Annotated in this window: 23 protein-coding genes, 1 riboswitch and 1 other annotated feature; of the genes, 3 read left to right on the top strand and 20 right to left on the bottom strand. The window is 34.7% G+C overall.

Translation table 11 applies throughout. The features are described from left to right. Window positions 1–362 precede the first annotated feature (362 nt). Complete coding sequence (locus KW2_RS05180; RefSeq protein WP_021037154.1) at window positions 363–956, top strand: nicotinate-nucleotide adenylyltransferase; 594 nt, start codon at window positions 363–365, stop codon at window positions 954–956. A gap of 14 nt (window positions 957–970) precedes the next feature. Here KW2_RS05180 and KW2_RS05175 read toward each other — a convergent pair whose 3' ends face one another. From KW2_RS05175 to KW2_RS05135, 9 genes are all read right to left on the bottom strand, one after another. After that, window positions 971–2,182, bottom strand: a complete 1,212-nt coding sequence (locus tag KW2_RS05175; RefSeq protein WP_021037153.1) for a voltage-gated chloride channel family protein — start codon at window positions 2,180–2,182, stop codon at window positions 971–973. Between the two features lie 285 nt (window positions 2,183–2,467). Next, window positions 2,468–2,542: riboswitch (Fluoride riboswitch) on the bottom strand. Window positions 2,543–2,585: 43 nt separating this feature from the next. Next, complete coding sequence (locus tag KW2_RS05170; protein ID WP_011835325.1) at window positions 2,586–2,828, bottom strand: DUF896 domain-containing protein; 243 nt, start codon at window positions 2,826–2,828, stop codon at window positions 2,586–2,588. 106 nt (window positions 2,829–2,934) lie between these two features. Beyond that, window positions 2,935–4,956, bottom strand: a complete 2,022-nt coding sequence (gene glyS, locus KW2_RS05165; RefSeq protein WP_021037152.1) for a glycine--tRNA ligase subunit beta — start codon at window positions 4,954–4,956, stop codon at window positions 2,935–2,937. After that, window positions 4,956–5,909: a glycine--tRNA ligase subunit alpha gene (gene glyQ / locus KW2_RS05160; RefSeq protein WP_011676101.1), complete on the bottom strand. Its 954-nt coding sequence runs from the start codon at window positions 5,907–5,909 to the stop codon at window positions 4,956–4,958. Before glyQ ends, glyS begins: the two co-directional genes overlap by 1 nt. Next, a complete protein-coding gene (locus tag KW2_RS05155; protein ID WP_021037151.1) occupies window positions 5,909–6,556 on the bottom strand; it encodes a GIY-YIG nuclease family protein in 648 nt (215 codons plus the stop codon). Before KW2_RS05155 ends, glyQ begins: the two co-directional genes overlap by 1 nt. Before the next feature lie 236 nt (window positions 6,557–6,792). Then, a complete protein-coding gene (locus KW2_RS05150; RefSeq protein ID WP_021037150.1) occupies window positions 6,793–7,560 on the bottom strand; it encodes a bifunctional UDP-sugar hydrolase/5'-nucleotidase in 768 nt (255 codons plus the stop codon). Between the two features lie 109 nt (window positions 7,561–7,669). Then, window positions 7,670–8,689, bottom strand: coding sequence for a DUF475 domain-containing protein (locus KW2_RS05145; RefSeq protein ID WP_021037149.1), 1,020 nt, complete (start codon window positions 8,687–8,689; stop codon window positions 7,670–7,672). Between the two features lie 65 nt (window positions 8,690–8,754). Beyond that, on the bottom strand, window positions 8,755–9,255 hold the full coding sequence (locus tag KW2_RS05140; protein WP_021037148.1) for a VanZ family protein: 501 nt from the start codon (window positions 9,253–9,255) through the stop codon (window positions 8,755–8,757). Window positions 9,256–9,296: 41 nt separating this feature from the next. Continuing rightward, window positions 9,297–9,932, bottom strand: a complete 636-nt coding sequence (locus tag KW2_RS05135) for a YigZ family protein (protein ID WP_011835331.1) — start codon at window positions 9,930–9,932, stop codon at window positions 9,297–9,299. A gap of 56 nt (window positions 9,933–9,988) precedes the next feature. Between KW2_RS05135 and KW2_RS05130 the strand changes: the two genes are divergently transcribed. Next, window positions 9,989–11,281, top strand: a complete 1,293-nt coding sequence (locus KW2_RS05130; protein WP_021037147.1) for an ATP-dependent helicase ComFA — start codon at window positions 9,989–9,991, stop codon at window positions 11,279–11,281. A gap of 245 nt (window positions 11,282–11,526) precedes the next feature. Then, the gene (locus tag KW2_RS12255; RefSeq protein ID WP_244878749.1) at window positions 11,527–11,931 is read left to right on the top strand and encodes a ComF family protein; all 405 of its coding nucleotides are present in this window, start codon (window positions 11,527–11,529) and stop codon (window positions 11,929–11,931) included. 58 nt (window positions 11,932–11,989) lie between these two features. Here the strand turns inward: KW2_RS12255 and KW2_RS05120 are convergent, their stop codons facing one another. From KW2_RS05120 to KW2_RS05070, 11 genes are all read right to left on the bottom strand, one after another. Then, complete coding sequence (locus KW2_RS05120; RefSeq protein WP_021037145.1) at window positions 11,990–12,568, bottom strand: nucleotidyltransferase family protein; 579 nt, start codon at window positions 12,566–12,568, stop codon at window positions 11,990–11,992. Window positions 12,569–12,584: 16 nt separating this feature from the next. After that, a complete protein-coding gene (locus KW2_RS05115) occupies window positions 12,585–13,040 on the bottom strand; it encodes a diacylglycerol kinase family protein (protein ID WP_011676094.1) in 456 nt (151 codons plus the stop codon). Continuing rightward, complete coding sequence (ybeY, locus tag KW2_RS05110) at window positions 13,024–13,512, bottom strand: rRNA maturation RNase YbeY (protein ID WP_011835335.1); 489 nt, start codon at window positions 13,510–13,512, stop codon at window positions 13,024–13,026. Before ybeY ends, KW2_RS05115 begins: the two co-directional genes overlap by 17 nt. Before the next feature lie 229 nt (window positions 13,513–13,741). Next, window positions 13,742–14,230 (bottom strand): NUDIX hydrolase, encoded by a 489-nt coding sequence (locus KW2_RS05105; protein ID WP_021037144.1) that lies wholly within the window; start codon window positions 14,228–14,230, stop codon window positions 13,742–13,744. A gap of 69 nt (window positions 14,231–14,299) precedes the next feature. Continuing rightward, a complete protein-coding gene (locus KW2_RS05100) occupies window positions 14,300–15,268 on the bottom strand; it encodes a PhoH family protein (RefSeq protein WP_021037143.1) in 969 nt (322 codons plus the stop codon). Between the two features lie 73 nt (window positions 15,269–15,341). Continuing rightward, window positions 15,342–16,874, bottom strand: coding sequence for an Nramp family divalent metal transporter (locus KW2_RS05095; RefSeq protein ID WP_021037142.1), 1,533 nt, complete (start codon window positions 16,872–16,874; stop codon window positions 15,342–15,344). A 274-nt stretch (window positions 16,875–17,148) separates the two neighbouring features. Further along, window positions 17,149–17,433, bottom strand: a complete 285-nt coding sequence (gene rpmA / locus KW2_RS05090; protein ID WP_003130646.1) for a 50S ribosomal protein L27 — start codon at window positions 17,431–17,433, stop codon at window positions 17,149–17,151. Between the two features lies 1 nt (window position 17,434). Next, window positions 17,435–17,770 carry a ribosomal-processing cysteine protease Prp gene (locus tag KW2_RS05085; protein ID WP_011676089.1) on the bottom strand — a complete coding sequence of 112 codons (336 nt, stop codon included), beginning with the start codon at window positions 17,768–17,770 and terminating at the stop codon, window positions 17,435–17,437. A 2-nt stretch (window positions 17,771–17,772) separates the two neighbouring features. Then, entirely contained in the window at window positions 17,773–18,087 is a 315-nt protein-coding gene (gene rplU / locus KW2_RS05080; RefSeq protein WP_003130644.1) for a 50S ribosomal protein L21, read from the bottom strand. A gap of 39 nt (window positions 18,088–18,126) precedes the next feature. After that, window positions 18,127–18,200 (bottom strand) — a sequence feature (ribosomal protein L21 leader region). Window positions 18,201–18,256: 56 nt separating this feature from the next. Next, complete coding sequence (locus KW2_RS05075; RefSeq protein ID WP_021037141.1) at window positions 18,257–19,432, bottom strand: DUF998 domain-containing protein; 1,176 nt, start codon at window positions 19,430–19,432, stop codon at window positions 18,257–18,259. Next, window positions 19,425–19,823 (bottom strand): YwiB family protein, encoded by a 399-nt coding sequence (locus KW2_RS05070; RefSeq protein ID WP_011835340.1) that lies wholly within the window; start codon window positions 19,821–19,823, stop codon window positions 19,425–19,427. Before KW2_RS05070 ends, KW2_RS05075 begins: the two co-directional genes overlap by 8 nt. Window positions 19,824–19,840 lie beyond the last annotated feature (17 nt).

The following is a 19,840-nucleotide window of genomic DNA, read 5'->3' as shown; positions in this document are numbered from 1 at the left end:
GAAGTAATGGAGAAAGGAGAGGATTATGATTAGTTATCTAAAAAAACTACTTAAACAAAATGATAGTGTGAAAATCCACTTAATAGACGGAACAGTCGTCTCTGCCTTACATTTCAAGAAAGGTTACAGCAATGGAAATTGTCTCGTAATTGATGAGGATAATGTCGAACACTATCTTAGTAGCAGATACATTGTTCAAATAGAATCTTAAATCAAAAACTCCATAAGGAGTTTTTCTTTAATTTCCCTAAATGTATCAAATCATTTCTATAGATTGCGGTAAGCTATGGTACAATATAAAATGACTGATTCAAATCATTGGTACATTAAATATTCATAAAAAATTAAGGAGAAAGCCCCTTATGGGTAAAGGAAACAGAAAAAAAATAGGTTTGTTGGGAGGAAATTTTAATCCCATTCATCACGCTCATTTAATGATGGCTGACCAAGTGGCTCAACAAATGAATTTGGATCAGGTCTTACTCATGCCTGAAAACATTCCACCTCATGTTGATGAAAAGGAAACAATTTCTGCAAAACATCGAGTTAAAATGCTTGAGCTTGCCATCAAAGACAACCCTAGACTTGGTCTCGAATTGATTGAAATTGAGCGCGGTGGAAAATCCTATAGTTATGATACCCTCAAACTCTTGACGAAAGCTAATCCAGATACTGATTATTATTTCATTATCGGCGGCGATATGGTGGAATATCTGCCAAAATGGTATAAGATTGATGAATTAATCGAACTAGTTAAATTTATCGCGATTAGGCGAACTGAAAAAAATATTGAGAGCCCTTATCCTGTTCAATGGTTAGAAGCCCCACTTCTACCAATCTCTAGCACAATGATAAGAGAAATGTTTGTTCAAAATATTAAGCCGACTTACCTCCTCCCTAAAGACGTTATTAGCTATATAGAAACTGAAAAATTATATAAAAAAAATGACCAATAATGGTCATTTTTTATTTAAACTTCCAAATTCAGAACTTCTTGTGCGTAAATTGATGAATTTCCATTCAAAACATAAGCGATAGTCATAATTGGTAAAATATATTGAACTGAACCAAAGCCAAAGACCTCTGCTGCAATAAAGATAGGTCCAAAATATGAATTTGTTGCAGCAGAAAAGATTGAAACATAACCTGCAGCTGCTACAAATTCAACAGGCAAACCAAACAACATTGCCAAAGCCGCACCTAGTGTGGAACCAATCGCAAAAAGCGGTGTCACTTCCCCTCCTTGAAACCCTGCAGAAATAGACAAAACCGTAAAGATCAATTTTAAAATCCAATCATATCCATTGATATGACCACCATTAAAACTCAAACCAATCAAATTCGTCCCAAGACCAGCATAACGATCCATATGAATAAAGAGTAAACCAATCGAGATGACAATTCCCATTAAAATAATTCTTTGATAAGGATTAGCAATTCTTTTTGCAACTGTTGCTTTCATAAAGGCTAAAGATTCTGCAAAAAATCTCCCCACCAAACCAAAACATACTGCGATGATGGCCAATTTTAAAAGAACTAAGGGGTCAAGATGAATGTTCGTATTGATCGCGAAAGAAAATTTTTCTAATCCTAGATAATTTGAAGTCCAACTTGCGACATAGGAACCAACTAAGGCTGGAATCAAAGCTCTGTATTCTATTTTTCCTAACATCAAAATTTCAATGGCAAAAAAAGTTGCCGCGATTGGCGTTTGAAAAAGCCCAGCAAACCCAGCAGCCATACCAGTAATCAAAAGAATCTTTTTAGCTTCTTTTGCTGAAAGTTTTTTACCAATCGCATGACCAATGACGCCACCTATTTGAACGGCAACCCCTTCACGTCCGACACTGGCACCAAATAAATGAGAAAGCCAAGTTGAGAAAACAATTAAAGGAACCAAACGTTTTGGTATATCTTCTCGCCCATGATTTCCCGCTTCAAAAATTAGTCCCATGCCTTTTTGACTATCTTTACCAAAATTTTTATAGAGATAGACAATCAAGAGACCAGCTAAAGTTAAAAATGGAATCAAATAAAGTGCATGTCCATCTCTAAATTCGGTAATATAGATAAGACCTCGACCAAAAATCGCATCAACCACCCCAATTAAGCCACCAATAATTACAGCTAAGAAGACATATAAAATTGCACTTCTGGAAATTCCTACTTTAAAAAAATTCATTTTTGAAACTCCTATAATCTAATATTTAACACGACCTGATAAAAATACAAGCCTATCTGTAAGCGCTGAAGCGCCAACAGCTACGCTTTGACGAAGCGAAAACGATATTTTTTCGCCAAGGAGGTAGTAAAAACTCTAGCATCTCCTCATAGGGAGACGCGTCTGCCCCTTTTCTGCTTATCACTTGATTTTGTCGCTTCAAAATTTAGAATGATAGCAGATTAGGGGCAGCTGAATTTTACAAAACAAAAGGCGCTACAAACAGGACTGCTTAAAAACAGCCTTTTGTTTGTAGGCGCCATTAGTTTTAAGATTTTATTCTTAAAGCGGTTTCGGGTGTGCACCATACCCATCATTATTAATATTTATTTTAACATTTTATGAAATATTTGCAAGAAAAAGCTCAGTCACGCATGCCATTTTTCCGTTGAATTTCTTTGAGTTTGTCAGGAGTCACATCTTCTCCCGTTTTTTCATCAATGACTTTGATTGTTTCAACTTGTGAACGGAAATTTGCTTTAACACTATCAAGATAAGCTCGACGTAAAAGGGCTTGTTCTTCAAGTTCTGCTTCTGATAAACCTTCGGCTTTTTTCTTACGCGCCAATTCATTAATGCGTTCTACTTGTTCATTTGTAATTGTCATTTCTTAATTCCTTTTCGTAAATGTTTTTAAAATTACTGACATAATTAATTTTTACTGACAGCATTTAAAAGGGCTTTGCAACTCTCTGTCAGTAAATAAGTCAGCTTTATTTTGTATTAATCAAAGAAAAATCAGCCATAACACTTGTTAATGCAACAACTTCTGACAATAAGGCAATCCGATTATCACGAACAGCTAAATCTTCGGCCATAACCATCACATTATTAAAGAAAGCTTCAATTGCAGGAGCAAGCGTATGAACAATTGCTCGGAATTTTTCTTCACATGGCTTATAAGTCCATTGATTTTGAAGAGAAATAACGGCATCATAAAGTGCTTGTTCAGTATCTTCTTCAAAAAGTGCTGGATTAATTTCAGCAATATCAGCTGCTTTTTTAACTAAATTAATTGAACGTGAAACATTTTCAATCGCTGGTTTAAATGGTTCGTGAAGTTTATGACCATCAATAACAAATGCTGATTCCATCATATTTGTAATATCAAAGTTTGAGCTATTAATTGCTGCTTCAACAATATCATAACGGTCTAATTTTTCAAGCAAAAGTTTTTGAACACGTGCTTTGACGAATTCCAAAATTTCAGCATGATTTCGACCCTCAAATTGGTCGATAAATAAAGATAGGTCGAAATGCCAATTCATTTTTTCGATAATTCGAATCAATCCTTGTACTGCACGACGTAGCGCATAAGGGTCATTTGAACCAGATGGAATCAAACCAACATTAAAGAAAGAAAGGACTGAATCAATTTTATCTGCTGCTGCAAGCACAGAACCGACTTTTGTTTCAGGTAATTGGCCGTCAGCTGAGGTCGGCATGTAATGTTCACGAATAGCCGCAGCAACATTTGCATTTTCCCCTGCTAAAAGAGCGTATTTTTCACCCATCACGCCTTGCAATTCATCAAATTCTCCAACCATTCCTGTCAAAAGGTCAAATTTATAAATTTCAGCGCTACGAGCCACGTCTACTTTTTCTTCATCTGTTAAACCAGCAATATCAGCTAATTTAGCAGCAATTAATTTTGTTCGTGCCATATGTTCAGTGATTGAACCAATTTTTGCATGGAAAGTTACTTTAGCAAGTTTAGCCACTAAGTCTTCAATCTTAAGTTTTTGGTCTTCTTTCCAGAAGAATTCAGCATCTTCAAGACGAGCAACCAAGACTTTTTCATTTCCAAGCACTACATTTTCAATATGTTCGGCATTCCCATTACGAACCGAAATAAAGTTAGGAGCCAATTGACCTTCTTGGTTATAAACTTCAAAATAACGTTGATTATCACGCATTGATGTCACTAAAACTTCTGCTGGAACAGACAAATATTTTGGATCAAATGAGCCTACAAAGGCTGTTGGATATTCAACAATATTATTTACTTCTTCTAATAAATCTTTATGCAAAGTAACTTGCCAATTATTTTCAGACGCAAGAGCCAAAATTTGTGCAGAGATTTCTGCTTTACGATGTTCAGCATCAACTAAAACAAAATTTTCTGGCATTTTGCTAGCATAATCATTGGCATTTTTGAGTTCAATCTCAACATTTGCCAAGAAACGATGACCACGTGAAAAACGATTGGCGGTCACATCTAATAAATCAAAAGCAACGATTTCATCTTCTAAAAGTGATACAATCCATTGAATAGGACGAACAAATAAGAAATCATTATTTCCCCATTTCATATAAGTTGAGAAGGTCATTTTTGCAATGACTTCATCTCCAACTTTTGAAAGAATTTCTTCTGATTTTACACCATCAACATGTTTTTTAGCATAATAATAATCACCCTTAAGGATTAAATCATCCGGAGTCGCTCCTTGACCACGTGAAAAACCTTGAATCGCTTTTGACCAATTTCCTTCAGCGTCTTTAGCAATTTTTGCAGAAGGACCTTTAACTTCTTCATCAATCGCTTCTGATGAGTTTGACAGCCCTTCAACAATAAGAGCTAGGCGGCGTGGTGTTGAAAATTTAATGATTTTATTAAATTTCAAACGGTTTTCATTAAGAAATGCTTCCATTCGTTCAGCCAATTGATTGATTGAAGGAGTCACCAAATGTGCTGGAATTTCTTCCAAACCAATTTCAAGTAAGTAATTTGTCATTATTTTTCTTCTCCTTCTACAATCTTCGTATATTTTCCTTTTTTACCGAGATATTTTTCACGTAAGGCTTCATCTTTTAAGAGTGGGAAGCCAAGTTTCGCACGTTCTTCAATGAAAGTTTTAGCTACTTTACGTGCCATCGTACGCACACGATGCATATAACCGGCACGCTCTGTTACAGATACCGCTCCACGCGCATCAAGCAAGTTAAAGGTATGTGAAGATTTCAAAATATAATCATAAGCTGGGTGAACCAAACCTTTATCAAGTAAATCAAGGGCTTCTTGTTCATACTCACCAAAAAGTTTAAGTAAAAGTTCTTGATTTGATTCTTCAAAAGCGAATTTAGAATGTTCGTATTCAGGTTCTTTGAAGATATCACCATAAGCCACACCATTTCCCCATTCAAGGTCATAAACAGAATCAACCTCTTGAATAACTGTCGCAATGCGTTCCAAACCATAAGTGATTTCAGATGTTACTGAATCAACTTCAATTCCGCCAACTTGTTGGAAATAGGTAAATTGTGTACATTCTTGTCCATCAATCCAAACTTCCCAGCCAATACCAGCACAACCCATTGATGGATTTTCCCAGTTGTCTTCAACAAAACGAATATCATGTTCCAAAGCATCAATACCAAGTGCTGCTAAACTTTGAAGATAAAGTTCCTGGATATTTTTTGGTGAAGGTTTTAAAACAACTTGAAACTGGTGATGTTGGAACAAACGGTTTGGGTTTTCACCGTATCGACCATCTGCCGGGCGTCGTGAAGGTTGCACGTAGGCTGCTCCCCATGGCTCAGGACCATTTGAACGCAAGAAAGTATAAGGACTCATTGTCCCTGCTCCTACTTCATTATCATAGGCCTGCATCAGGTTCGCTCCTTGTTTAGACCAGAAGCCTTGTAGAGTCAAGATAATATCTTGAAATGCTAGTTTTTTATTTGCCATTATTCTAATTCTCCTCGTAAAAATAATAATTGATATTGTCGATATGCTTGGCTAATATCGAAACTTGAATAGTTAACATAAACATTAATGTCCTTTTCAATAGCTACCGTCATCGTTCGCCCATTGCCAGCTAGTTTAGGAATTGTATAAATTTTTATTTTACCAAAATTTTTATTTCTAGCAGAAACTTTGGAGGAATTCAAACCGATATACTTTCTTAATATGCCTGGATTTTTGTCGTGCTCTTCTTTAATAAATTCTACTAATTGACCACGAGTTATATGTTCATGTTTATCAGTTTCTATAACAGACTTTGAATTTACTTTGAGCCTAGTTAAAGATATATTTTCTTCTATACCAGCTAATTCTCGAATATAAGAAAAGTGTTCTTTTATCTTATCATCTGAAACAATAAAAAATTCCCGACTTTCATTATAACGGTATTCTTTAAATAATGTATGTAATAGTTTTTCTACTGTTTTATAGTTTTTCACTCTTACAGTATCAATAATTTCAAAATCTTTAGGTACGCTTGTATTCAATGAAAATAATCTTTTCTTCATCGTATCAGATGTTATCCCAATTTTTACATACATTCTAAAAAGAGGATTTCGAATTGCATAAACAGTTCCTTCTTCTTTAACCACTTCTTCCTCCTTTCTACAGAAATTCAAAAAACCGTACATTCACACGCTCGTCATTTTTCAGAAAATCTGAAAAGAGACAAAGGGTGCACATGCACGGTTCCACCTTTATTTTTTACTTTATTTGTGTTCATTACGAATTTAAATTAAGCCATTTTCTTTCTCGAACTTTCACTATCTTCGAGTCGCTACCTATAAATTCTAGCGCTATTTTCTCATTTTGTCAAGATAAAATAAACTTATCCATAATTAACACTTTCAAATACTTCATGATATTTTTCCTGAGCTGTCAGTAACTTTCCTTCTTCATCAACTTCTAGCTCTAATTCAAAGATGGAAGGAAAATCAGCCATTGTCTGGACCATAAGTGTTTCTTTCCATTTATTAATTGTTTTATCGGTCTTATAAGTTGCTCTGTCAATGATGACATCAATTTCAGGAAATTTTTGAGCTAAAATTTGATTCTCATCTTGCCCCAGTTGACTGAGTAGAATAATAAGATTTGCTTCTTTCTTTTTTAGCATTTTTACAATAAACTCAGTTCTGTCAGAAGGATTGGTAAAAATCGTGTCCGAACTCGGGCAAGAATCGTAAACCGTACTCATTGGAGTCAGTCCAAAAATCCCAATCTTGCCAAATTTACTTTCTTTCAGTAAATAAGGTAAAAATTTTCCATTTTTTTCAAAAGTATTTAATATTTCATCTTTTTCAATATGGACATTCGCAGCTAAAACTGGAAAATCTAATTGCTTGAGAAATTTAGCAAGACCTTGTGAGCCTTCATCAAATTGATGTTCCCCTATTGCTATCGCATCATATTTAAGCTTTTTTGAAAAAATTTTTTCATCATTTTGATAATTTGACTTACTAAAATTTATATCAGTAGCTCCTAGAAATAATATTTCCTCTGCGGTTTTTTTATTTCTCTCCTTAATTTCATCTATCAAAGAATAATGATTATTAGAGTTCAAAATAACATTATTTGTATGTAAAATGGTAAGTTTCATTATTATAACCAACCCTATATATAGTATTTAATACTTATATTTTACCACAAAAACACCATATATTGTGTTTCTTGAACATTTTCTATAAAAAAAATGACTAAAGTCACTTTTAATGGTTGCGATTGTAGATTACACTGGACACAAACGAAAGAATAATAAGAATAGCTCCAGTAAGTCCTGTTACCACTTCACCAATTTCCCATTTGATACTCACTAAAATCAGAAAAGCAAGTGTCAGAATAGCCCAATGAGCTCCATGCTCAAGATAGACCAAATCATTCAAAGTTCCTTTTTGAACTAGATAGAGCGTAAGACTTCTTACAAACATGGCCCCAATCACGCCAAGTCCTAATAATATAATAATTGGATCTGCCGTTATGGCAAAAGCACCAATAACTCCATCAAAACTAAATGAAGCATCAATAACTTCCAAATATAAGAAAAGGGCCAATCCTGCTTTACCCGTGGCAACAACAAAGTCCGTAGAGGTTGCGGCTTTTGAATGGCTCATCGTTTCGCCAAAGCCATCGACGAGCATAAAAGTCAAAATCCCAAGTATCCCTGCAAACAAAACAGCATGGGGTTCTTTAGCGATAAACTCTGAAGTAATCAGCAAGATAATGATTGAAATAATTGCATTCGCTGCTGGAAAGTGACCTATTTTTTGCAAGAATTTTTCTGGCAATTTCAACCAAGTATGAGCGCGTTCATCAAAGAAAAATCCTAAAGCAAGCATTAGGAGAAACATTCCACCAAAGGCTGCAATTTGAGGGTGGGCATGATGTAAAATATAGCCATAAGTTCCTGCTGTACTTGGATTTCCTTTTTCTAAAGCTAATCTTAGAGCACTAATTGGGTCTATTTGTGCAGATACTCCCACAATCAACAGAGGGAAAACCAAACGCATTCCAACTACTGCAATCAAAACTCCTAAAGTCAGGAATGTCTTTTGCCAGGCCGGACTCATCCGCTCTAAAATCCGTGCATTAACAATGGCATTATCCATAGATAAAGAAATTTCTAGCACGGCAAGAATGAGTGTAATAAAAAGCCCATTCCATCCGCCATAAATAAACGCGATGATTAGGGCAATTAAACTAACAATAATTGAGCCTCTAAATATTTTCATAAATCCTCTTTTCTAAAACGTCCTTAACCACCATTTTATCATACTTCTAAGAGGATACAATGAGTTTAATACTGTGGGAAATAAATCCAAAATAAGGTCTGACCAATAAAGAATAAAACAAATCCTAGCAAGAGACAAAAGAGACTTATCAAAACAATATTAACTTTTGTTTTAGCAAAAATTTTGATTAATAAAGCATAAAAACTCAAGCCAATCAATGCCCCGAGTGTATTTGTGATAATATCTGTAATGTCACTTGCACCAATAGCCAAAAGATATTGAAAACTTTCAAAGGATAAACTTAAGGCGAATGAAAGAATTACTTTTGTCAAAAATGACCATTTGGGAGCATTCATTCCAAATAAAATTCCAAAAGGGATAAAGGCAATGATATTATATAGAATTTCGCGTGACCCACCAGACATAGCAAAAGGGACAAGGTTTAAACTTCTTGTATTTACTAATTCAAGGTAAGTGATGGGATGAAAAGAAATTTTAAATAAAATCAACCAAATAAGCCCGATAATATATAGGATAAATAAAATTTTTCCTAATCTTTTAGTCATTTTTCTACCTCTATCTTTTTTAGATGATTATCTAAAAAATTTTATTCTTCTACTTGATAGTCAATCTCAACTTGCTGATTTTCGCCTTTTTCTACTCTAATTTTTCCATTAAAGCTTTCTGTCAGTAACTCTAAAAAGTTATTGATTTTTTCTTCATCAATAAAACATCTTACAGTAACCTCTGACAAAAATTCACTATCTGAAATTTGTAAATTTTGAGTCAATAAAAAGCGTTGAACACTATCATAGAGGCTATAGTCAAGTTTCAAGATAAGTTCTCGTTGGTTAACAATTTGAACTAAACCAACTTCTTCTATCGCATGATTCACACTTCCAGCATAAGCACGAATCAAACCTCCTGCACCTAACTTGATTCCGCCAAAATAACGAGTGACGACCGCACAAACATTGATAATTTCTTTTTTCTTTAAAATTTCAAGCATTGGTACACCTGCGGTTCCTGATGGCTCACCATCATCACTACTTCGCTGTATTTCTTGACGATTGCCTAAGGTATATGCTGAACAGTTATGATTTGCTTTCCAATGTTCCTTTTTGATTTTCGCAATAAAATCACGAGCTTCTTCTTCTGTAGATATCCTTTTTAAATGACAGATGAAGCGTGATTTTTTGATTTCCTCTTCATTGATAAAATCAGTTTTTATAGTGATAGTCATGCTAATGATTTTAACAAATTTTGTTACATTTGAACAGCATTTCCGTATAGTTAAGTATGAACTTAATTTTAGAAAATCTCCTTGGGCATCTTTTACTAGAAAAAGATATTTCAGCTTTTAATAATTTTACTGACCAAGTTAACAATGAAAACAAATTAATTAAAATTGGTGCAATGACATCTGTCAATGCTAATAAAGTAAGATGTAATCGATGTGGCACGATTCATATAAAAACCAATGTTAAACTTCCGATTGGTGCTTTTTTCTGTCCAACTTGTCTTGAACTTGGTCGTGTCCGCTCAGATGAATATTTCTACCATCTTCCTCAACAAGACTTTCCAGAAAAAACTTATTTACGTTGGACTGGAAAATTAACAGAAAATCAAGAAAAAATTTCTGACGCTCTCTGTCAGCAAATTACTAATAATCAAAAACTACTTGTTCAAGCCGTTACTGGTGCTGGTAAAACAGAAATGATATATCAGCTTATTGAACAAATTCTTAGCCATGGGGGTTCGGTCGGTTTAGCCAGCCCAAGAATTGATGTATGCATTGAGCTTCATCAACGTTTATCACGTGATTTCACTTGTCAAATTCCCCTTTTGTATCATGAGGGAGATTCTTATTTTCGTTCGCCTTTGGTCGTTATGACCAGTCATCAACTTTTACGTTTCAAAGAGGCCTTTGATTTGCTTATCATCGATGAAGTCGATGCCTTTCCTTTTAGAGATAATGACATGCTTTATTTCGCTCTTGAAAATGCTAAAAAAATTAATGGAACCTTGCTCTACTTAACCGCTACATCTACTGACAAATTAGACAAACAGATAAAAAAGCATGAAATTAAACGACTTTTTTTACCACGCCGCTTTCACGGTCATCCTTTGGTCATTCCAATGTTTTTTTGGAAAAAAACATTTTATAAAAAATTCATTGAGCAAAGAAAGACTGGTTTCCCACTTCTAATTTTCGTTGCCGAAATCGACTTTGGTCAAGACTTTGCCAAAAATTTACAAGAAAAATTTCCAAAAGAAAAAATGGCTTTTGTCGCTTCAACAACTAAAAGCAGAAAAACGATTGTCGAAGCTTTTCGCAAGAAACAAGTTTCGATTTTAATTACGACTTCTATTCTTGAACGAGGCGTAACTTTTTCTTCAATTGATGTTTTTGTCATTAATAGCGAACACCCTAATTTCACAAAATCTGCCCTCATTCAAATGGCCGGACGAGTGGGACGCGACTCTAAACGTCCAACAGGTTTAGTTAGTTTTTTTCACTCTGGAAAATCTTTAGCCATGTGTCAAGCTCAGAAAGAAATTAAAAAAATGAACCGACTCGGAGGTTTTTAATGCAAACTTGTCTGCTTTGTTCCAGAATTATCAAACAAACACTCACTTTTAGTGAATTCTTTTTACTAAAGAATAAGAGAAATTTAATATGCAATAAATGCCAATCACTGTTTAAAAAAATTCCTAACGAACGTTGTCCTCGATGCTCTAAATCTAACTCTAAAGGTATCTGTGCTGACTGTATCAAGTGGGAAGAAAAAGGAATCATTGTTAATCATCAGGCAATTTTTATTTATAACCAAGAAATGAAGGATTACTTTAGTCTTTACAAATTTATGGGAGATTATCGATTACACGAAGTCTTCGATTCCTATTTTAAAAATTTGTCCAAAAAAATTCCTCTGGTTCCCATTCCGGTTTCTCCTAAAAGATTACAAGAAAGAGGGTTTAACCAAGTAACAGCTTTTCTAAAAGATAGAACTTATCTTGATTTGCTTGAAAAAGAGGATACTGTCAGACAATCAAGTCTTAATCGCGAGGGACGTTTATCAACTACCAATCCTTTTAAGTTGAAAGAGGGTGAAAAAATACCCCAAAAAATCATTTTGATTGATGATATTTATACAACTGGAACTACTTTTTATCATGCAATAAAAACCTTAAAGAAAGCTAATCCGATTGAAATTACAACTTTCTCACTCTGCCGTTAAGCCTTCACTTAGATCAAATATACCGTCAGTAAATAAAAAAAAGCTTTTAAGCTTTTTATCATTTATTAACTTTTAGTTCCGTCCATTTTATAATATTTAGATCACTAAAACGCTCTTGCCATTTGGCTACCTTATTTTCATAGAGTTCTTGATTATTATCTTTATGATAAATTGGGCGAATCGTTTTTGTAAATATATCATCTAAACCATAAGGAGCAAATATAGTAAACAGATCAGAATTTCCACTTATTCCGATTGCATGAACAGTAGCAATCCAACGCTCAATCGCATTTTCGGTATTTTCGTATGGAATTTTTTTACTATTTTGCCAAAGGTGCATATAGGCTTCATTGTGGACATCAAAACGATAAGGAAATTTTTCCGACAAAGATTTTTCTAGTTGTTTGTCATTACTGATCGAATCTATAAAAGAAATCTGGTCATCAAAATATACCAAATCGATATCATGAACATTCGTCATTAAATCCTTTTTATCAAGATAATTCCAGACGGATTGAAAGACACTCCCTGCAGCCACATACCAATTTGATAACTTCAGTTCTGAAATCTCATCTAAAATCATCATTAAATCTGAGTTTTTTGTCAAGATGTCTAAAAGTTCTTTTTCTCTATTCATAAGTCTCTCCTCAGAGTCAGAAAAACAATGTCCAAATTTTAGGTAAAAATACAAAGAGTCCAACAATAAGAGCAAAGCCAGAAATAACAAGCACTGCCCCTGCAGCCATATCTTTAGCCCGTTTAGCACGCATATAAAATTGATAATCTGAAGCTAAATCAACAACATTTTCAATAGCCGAATTAAAAAGTTCAGCCATGAAAACTAAGAAAATAGAAAGCAAGAGAAATAACCATTCAAATTCTGAAATTTGAAAAATGAAGCCAAAAACAATTGCTAAAACAGCCGCTAGGGCATGTTTGCGCATATTGCGTTCTTCTTTAAAGGCTGTCCAAATTCCTGTAAGTGCAAACTCTAAACTCGAAAGTAAATTTCGATTTTTCCAGCGGGCTCTGTCCTTTTGAACAGGCGTTTTTCCCTTATGAAAATCATTTTTCTTAAAGAGTTTTACATCTTTATCGTGTGAGTCCATAGGCAGTTAAAATCTCCTCTTGCAAAGCAAACATTTCTGACTCTTCTTCTGGCGTGTAATGATCGTAACCATTTATATGCAAAAAACCATGAACTGCTAGCCAACCATACTCACGTTCTATCGAATGACCATAGTCGGCAGCTTGTTCGGCAGCTTTATCAATTGAAATGAACAACTCACCAATAAATGGATCCATTTCTTCTAATAACTCTTCTGGAAGTTCCATATCTTCGTCAAAAAAGAATTCTGACTCATCAGGCTTATATTCTAGTGAGATAACATCTGTTGGACGATCAGTTTCACGATATTGCAAATTCAACTCATGTGATCGCGCATTGTCCACAAAAGTCACAGACATTTCTGTTGATTCTTTTAAATCTAATTTTTTAGCGGCAAACGCTAAAACTTCTTTAGTTTGCTCAATAATCTCACTTGGCACTTGGCCTGTTTCATCAACTAATTCTACGTACATTTTATTCCTTATTTATATTTTATTCCTGACAAATCTGTCAGAAAGTAGCTCATGCGCTTTCCATTTTTGCTTATTTATCCTAGCAGTCAATGATTTAATGATAATATGAAATTTGGTAAATTGAAATGAAAGATTGACTCACTAAATTAACAATTATGAACATTTAGAATTTCCATCAATAAATTTTTACCACTAGAACTTGCTGACCTGGCTGTCAGTAAATTATTTATTAATTGTCAGTAACTCCGCTAAGCTTTTTTTGCAACATTTCTTGACAAAATGATAAAATGGGTGCTTTTGTGGCAAGCAAAATTTCTTCAGGTAAGTTATCAAAAGCAAACCATTGACAATCAAGAACCTCTGTTTCTTCTAAAACTAATTCACCAGAAAAATCATTACAAATAAAAACAGTATCAACAATATGAACTTCATCACCATTGGGATAGAAAAAATGTTGATCAGCTCCAGAAGCAACCGTGTATAATTCCATATACCCAGCTGACAAACCCACCTCTTCAAAAAGTTCACGTTTAGCAGCTTCTGCGACTGTTTCATTTGGCTCTACTGAACCACCATGATAACACCATTTCCCATTATCAGTGCGTTTTTGTAGTAAAACACCTCGTTCTTCGTCATAAATAATTATACTTGCACAAGCTATTACCATTGGCACATGACCAATTTTTTTGCGCAAATCCATGACATAGCCTTCAGCCATATTTACTTCCTCTTCTCTTAGTCAGCAATAATCAGCGACTCTATCTAACTTTATCTTTTTTTACAAAAATCATTCATCGCCATAAGCTTTGATAATTTCGGCAACCACTGGATGACGGACAACATCTTTTGCCAAGAAATAGACAAAATCAATCGCATTAACATGACCCAATTTATCCTTGGCATCAATCAAACCAGATTTAACTTTATTTGGTAAATCAATCTGCGAAATATCACCATTGACAATCATTTTAGAGTTAAAACCAAGACGAGTCAGAAACATTTTCATTTGCATGCTTGTTGTGTTTTGTGCTTCATCTAAAATAACAAAGGCGTCATCAAGCGTTCGACCACGCATATAAGCAAGTGGTGCAATTTCAATAACTCCTCGCTCCATCATTCGCTCAGTCGCTGTTTTACCCAAAATCTGAAAAAGCGCGTCATAAACAGGACGTAAATATGGATCAACTTTTTCTTGCAAATCACCAGGTAAGAAGCCAAGACTTTCCCCAGCTTCCACTGCTGGTCTTGTCAAAATAATTCGTTTGACCTGACCATTTCGTAAAGCCTGAACAGCCATCACGACCGCCAAAAAAGTTTTCCCTGTCCCCGCAGGACCAATCCCAAAAACAATATCATGCTGTTTAACAGAATCCACGTAAGTCTTCTGAATCAAATTTTTCAAACGGATAGGTTTACCAGCTGCGTCTTTTGTCAGTTCAATCTCATAAAGTGCCGTGAAATTTTCAATATCATCATTTAAAACCATTTTTATAGCAATGATAACATCCGACGCATGGACAGGAACCCCACGACTAACTAAAACTTGTAAAGCTTGCAGTGCTTTTCGCGCTCGCTCTCGTGTCAGTTCGTCAGGACCAATGATTTGCACCATTTCCCCACGATAATTAATCTCAACAGACAGTTGAGACTCAACTAATTTCAAATATTTATCTTGTACCCCAAAAAGAAGACTAGCATCTTCAGGATTTTCTAGTTTAAATTCAATTGAATTTTTAGTCAAATACATTATCTCCATTAATCATTTTCTTACATTATAGCACATTTCATATTTTAATTTAAATCACACCCTACCTATATAAAGAAAAACTCTATTTTAAATAGAGTTTTTTATTTCCACGATGAAGTTCAAAAATCGTCCAGATTAATAAAAGGATAACTCCAACAATCAATAAACCGGCAATAAAATGAGACAAGCTTAGATTATTCGGAAGAAAACTATCAATCTGATTTGGTAAGCCAATTAAATTGAGATAAGTCAAGGCAATAACTGAAATCCAACCTAAAAATTTAATGATTAAATTATTTTTAAAATCACCCATTTCTTCCTTGCTATTAGTTAGCATTAACAATGGAATAATCGAAAAAGGAAGGGCAAAAGCTAGAAAAACTTGAGAATTATTCATCAAATTATTTATTGCTTCATGTTGAGCTTTCAAAGTTTGTCCTCTAGTCATAGAGACACAAATCAAGACAGGAACTACCGATAGCAGGCGAGTTACCAATCTTCTTGCCCACATTGGCATTCTCATATGAATAAATCCTTCCATAATAACCTGTCCTGTTAAGGTTCCAGTAATGGTTGAGTTTTGCCCAGAAGCAAGGAGAGCCACGGCAAATAAGGTTGAAAGTGCACCCGTTTTTGCAACGTCTGCAAGAAGGCCATTACTTAAAACCGAAGGGTTAGATAATGCATCGTATAAACCAAAGAATGATGGATCATCAATTACTCCTGTTTTAAAGACCGCTACACCCATAATTAGTAAAAGAGAATTTACAACAAAAGCGACTGTCAGCTGAATATTAGAGTCCCATGTCGAGAATCTTACTGCTCTGGCAACATCACTTTTATCTTGATGATTAATTTTTCTACTTTGTGAAATAGAAGAATGAAGATATAAATTATGAGGCATAACCGTAGCGCCAATAATTCCTAATGCGCCTGTTAAAGGCGACATCCCGGCTACTGTTGGTGAGGAAGCAAAAGTTCGATTATTAGGAATAAATCCCTCAATAATTCCTTTCCAATCTGGATTGGATAGAGCAACTTGATAAGCAAATATTGCTAGAATAACTAAAATCAAACAAATAACCAAGGCTTCAATCTTACGAAAACCAATTCTTGTCAGCAATAAAAGCAAAAAGACATCAAGAACTGTGATAAAAACAGCTAATATTAACGGAATATTAAACAGAAGATATAAGGCAATAGCCGCACCGATGACTTCAGCAATATCAGTAGCCATGATTGCCAGTTCAGTTAAAATCCATAAAACAATTCCCAGAGTCTTGCTGGTGCGCGCCCTGATAGCCTGAGCTAAATCCATCTGGCTGACAATTCCTAATTTTGCTGACATATACTGAAGGAGCATTGCAATCAGACTGGACATCAGAATAACCGAAATCAGTAAGTATTGAAAGTTCTGCCCTCCAGTAATTGACGTTGACCAATTCCCAGGGTCCATGTAACCAACCGCGACCAGCGCACCTGGTCCTGAGTAAGTCAGCAACATTTTGAAAAAACCAACATTTTTAGGCACTTCTACTGTCCCATTTATTTCCTCTAAGGATTTTCCATTCGTATGATAAATCAATCGATGTCGTTGATGTTCTTTATCATTCATTATTTCTCCAAATTCTAAGCTGAATAAAATTCAGCACCCTTTTATAGTTAAGTATATTTTTATAGTAATTTAATGCATCAGTTATCGATTAAAAAATTATCAAAACTTTTTAATCAATAATTGATAATAAAAATATTATAGCACCACCTTATCTTTATTTCAATTATTTTAGCATATATTTATAAATAGACTCAAAATATATAAAAAAAGCCCCAAAAATGAGCTTCCTTTTTTGAAATAAAAAAAATCTGTCCAAAGACAGATTTCAAAATTCTTATTTAGCCACTACTGGATAAACTGATACGTGTTTTTTACCACGTTTCATTTCGAATTTAACAGTTCCTTCGATTTTAGCGAAGAGAGTATCGTCGCCACCACGGCCAACGTTAGTACCTGGATGGATATGTGTACCACGTTGACGGAAAAGGATTGAACCGCCGCTTACAAGTTCACCGTCAGATGCTTTAGCACCGAGACGTTTAGCTTGTGAGTCACGTCCATTGGAAGTAGAACCCCCACCTTTTTTGTGGGCGAAGAGTTGCAGATTAAGTTCAAGCATGTTATTGCCCTCCATTTTCAAATTTAAGTGTAATGTACTGACCATAGCTTTTCTCAACTGCTTTCATCGAATTTGCAAAAGCTTCGAGCAAAGTTTGAGCCAATACGCCTTGTTTTTCAGGTATGCTCAAAGGAATTTCAACATACAAGTAACCATCTTCCGTTTGAGTCACAGGTTTAATGTGAGCCATCTCGTAGATATTATTTGCAGTCGTAATTGATAGAACGCTGACCGCCGCACAGACTACATCGTGTCCGTACTCGCCAGATTCAGCATGTCCTGAGATTTCATAAGAAACAATCTTGTCTCTTTTTGTCCTGATACAAGCTTCAATCATAATTAAGCGTTAACTGATTTGATAACAACTTTAGTGTATGGTTGACGGTGACCTTGTTTACGGTGTGAGTGTTTTTTAGGTTTGTATTGGAAAGTAACAACTTTCTTTTGCTTACCATGTTTTTCGACTTCACCAACAACAGTTGCGCCTTCAACGAGCGGTGCACCAACTTTAGTTGTTTCGCCTCCGACAAAGATAACTTCGTCGAAAGTAACGGTTTGACCAGCTTCAACATTGAGTTTTTCAACGTAGATTACTGAACCTTCTTCAACTTTAACTTGTTTACCACCAGTTTTGATGATTGCATAGTTTGACATTGTGATTCCTCCTTGTTAGATTTCATCGCTTTTAAGTCAAGCGACTGTTAGACTCGCCTTTGTTCGTGGGCTTACGCCACTTATTACGAAACTTCGTGCGGTTGCACTTTATGAGACTTCACAAAGACAACTATATTATTATACTACTTCTTTTGCGACTTTTCAAGTCTTATTTTTCACTTTTTTCTTCTATACCATTAAGTGAGACCTGATATATTTTTTTTGTATTCCAAAGCATATTAATAAGTGTATTAACCAATAAGAGTAACCAAGCAAAAGAAAGGCTAAACGATAATATTTCAAATGCAGTCAATGTCAAATAATGTATTGGATGCCATAATACATAAGAAATTAAAATAAGAGCAACAATAAAATAGGACATTCGATATAAATTAGGGTCGGCATTTGGTAAAAACCAACGAATTCCTAGTATTGAAATAGCCATAAATAAGACAATTAATTGAGCAACAATATCATGAGCAATATGCATCCAACCTGGGTCATTGGGAATCAATCCCACTAAAGCAATAGAAATTGCGCAGAGTGTTAGTAAGACTTGTAAAATATTTTGACGATAATGACTTCCTGCTTTTTGACGAAGAGCAACAAAAATATAATCAATTAATGCCGCAAAGAGAGCCGCAGAAACAATCAAAGTCAGATTAAATTGCCAACTCGAACGAGAGGCCTGAGTTCCAAGTAAACTAAAGTTTCTTTGCCACCAATATTGATTCCCATTAGTAGCCATACTTGAGACAAATCCGCCGACTGATACAACTAAAAGCATCGTCACCATCATATTAATCGAAAAAGTATCCACAACAAAAATCATGACATAATTAATGATTCCAGAAAAAATTGTAAAAAGTAAGGTTGATGTAAATAATCCAAAACTTACACCATAAAAAATTTGTCCTAAAAACCAAAACAGCCCCATTGTCGCTAAGATTACAATCAATAAAACTGATAGGGTAACTGTGGCAAAAGTACGCCAATAACTTCTTTTGGTCATTTGTTTATAAAACTCTTTACGTCTTGAAAAATATGCCGAAATAAAGGTCAGCATTCCTACCGCATTCGCAACGGTAATTACTGCGGTTGCCAGTGATTCATTACCTGAGAGTGCAATAACGTGTGGATGTTTTAAAACAAAGGCAAAGATAATAAATATTAGAGCCGAAATAATGGTAGGGATAATAAACCATTTTGCGGCCTTATCTGATTTTCGAGCATTGACTTTACGAATCGTGAAGCTGTCTGCTGCTAAATCAACGATTTCAATTTCTTCATTTTCCTGAAGGTCTAATCGCTCATATATTTCTTTAGGGAGATGTATCTTATCCATTTTTTCTTCCTTTCGCTTCTTCTGTCCAATCAATTCTAAGGTGATAATCTGCAATTTTTTGGGCACCTTGCGAAAGCTGATAATTAATTTTGATAATTTTTCTTTCTTGATCAATACTCAAAGTATTTGTAAAAAGAGAAAGCTCACCCAACCCCTCGTATTCAGTTAATGTCGTACCTTCCGGTTGAAAATGCATTTTGATTGGTCGCTTGGCAAAACGAGTCATAATAACTTCATCTTCGTCAATTTTGAGAAGTACCTTCTCATTTGCCGCATTCTCGTATTTAAGCAGAGTTTGTAAATTAACTTTTTTAAACTCTCCTTGATATATTTCCTTGACCATTTCTTCTTGCTGGTCAATTTTAATTCTATTCCTAATTATAATTTCCATAATAACATTTTACTATA

Source organism: Lactococcus cremoris subsp. cremoris KW2 (genome assembly GCF_000468955.1).
Taxonomy (GTDB): Bacteria; Bacillota; Bacilli; order Lactobacillales; family Streptococcaceae; genus Lactococcus; species Lactococcus cremoris.
This window is presented reverse-complemented; position numbering and strand designations above follow the sequence as displayed.

Excerpts from the sequence above, each read along its gene's own strand:
- KW2_RS05180 (WP_021037154.1), top strand. The coding sequence starts at position 363 with ATGGGTAAAGGAAACAGAAAAAAAATAGGTTTGTTGGGAGGAAATTTT.
- KW2_RS05175 (WP_021037153.1), bottom strand. The coding sequence starts at position 2,182 with ATGAATTTTTTTAAAGTAGGAATTTCCAGAAGTGCAATTTTATATGTC.
- KW2_RS05170 (WP_011835325.1), bottom strand. The coding sequence starts at position 2,828 with ATGACAATTACAAATGAACAAGTAGAACGCATTAATGAATTGGCGCGT.
- glyS (WP_021037152.1), bottom strand. The coding sequence starts at position 4,956 with ATGACAAATTACTTACTTGAAATTGGTTTGGAAGAAATTCCAGCACAT.
- glyQ (WP_011676101.1), bottom strand. The coding sequence starts at position 5,909 with ATGGCAAATAAAAAACTAGCATTTCAAGATATTATCTTGACTCTACAA.
- KW2_RS05150 (WP_021037150.1), bottom strand. The coding sequence starts at position 7,560 with ATGAAACTTACCATTTTACATACAAATAATGTTATTTTGAACTCTAAT.
- KW2_RS05145 (WP_021037149.1), bottom strand. The coding sequence starts at position 8,689 with ATGAAAATATTTAGAGGCTCAATTATTGTTAGTTTAATTGCCCTAATC.
- KW2_RS05140 (WP_021037148.1), bottom strand. The coding sequence starts at position 9,255 with ATGACTAAAAGATTAGGAAAAATTTTATTTATCCTATATATTATCGGG.
- KW2_RS05135 (WP_011835331.1), bottom strand. The coding sequence starts at position 9,932 with ATGACTATCACTATAAAAACTGATTTTATCAATGAAGAGGAAATCAAA.
- KW2_RS05130 (WP_021037147.1), top strand. The coding sequence starts at position 9,989 with ATGAACTTAATTTTAGAAAATCTCCTTGGGCATCTTTTACTAGAAAAA.
- KW2_RS12255 (WP_244878749.1), top strand. The coding sequence starts at position 11,527 with ATGAAGGATTACTTTAGTCTTTACAAATTTATGGGAGATTATCGATTA.
- KW2_RS05120 (WP_021037145.1), bottom strand. The coding sequence starts at position 12,568 with ATGAATAGAGAAAAAGAACTTTTAGACATCTTGACAAAAAACTCAGAT.
- KW2_RS05115 (WP_011676094.1), bottom strand. The coding sequence starts at position 13,040 with ATGGACTCACACGATAAAGATGTAAAACTCTTTAAGAAAAATGATTTT.
- ybeY (WP_011835335.1), bottom strand. The coding sequence starts at position 13,512 with ATGTACGTAGAATTAGTTGATGAAACAGGCCAAGTGCCAAGTGAGATT.
- KW2_RS05105 (WP_021037144.1), bottom strand. The coding sequence starts at position 14,230 with ATGGCTGAAGGCTATGTCATGGATTTGCGCAAAAAAATTGGTCATGTG.
- KW2_RS05100 (WP_021037143.1), bottom strand. The coding sequence starts at position 15,268 with ATGGAGATAATGTATTTGACTAAAAATTCAATTGAATTTAAACTAGAA.
- KW2_RS05095 (WP_021037142.1), bottom strand. The coding sequence starts at position 16,874 with ATGAATGATAAAGAACATCAACGACATCGATTGATTTATCATACGAAT.
- rpmA (WP_003130646.1), bottom strand. The coding sequence starts at position 17,433 with ATGCTTGAACTTAATCTGCAACTCTTCGCCCACAAAAAAGGTGGGGGT.
- KW2_RS05085 (WP_011676089.1), bottom strand. The coding sequence starts at position 17,770 with ATGATTGAAGCTTGTATCAGGACAAAAAGAGACAAGATTGTTTCTTAT.
- rplU (WP_003130644.1), bottom strand. The coding sequence starts at position 18,087 with ATGTCAAACTATGCAATCATCAAAACTGGTGGTAAACAAGTTAAAGTT.
- KW2_RS05075 (WP_021037141.1), bottom strand. The coding sequence starts at position 19,432 with ATGGATAAGATACATCTCCCTAAAGAAATATATGAGCGATTAGACCTT.
- KW2_RS05070 (WP_011835340.1), bottom strand. The coding sequence starts at position 19,823 with ATGGAAATTATAATTAGGAATAGAATTAAAATTGACCAGCAAGAAGAA.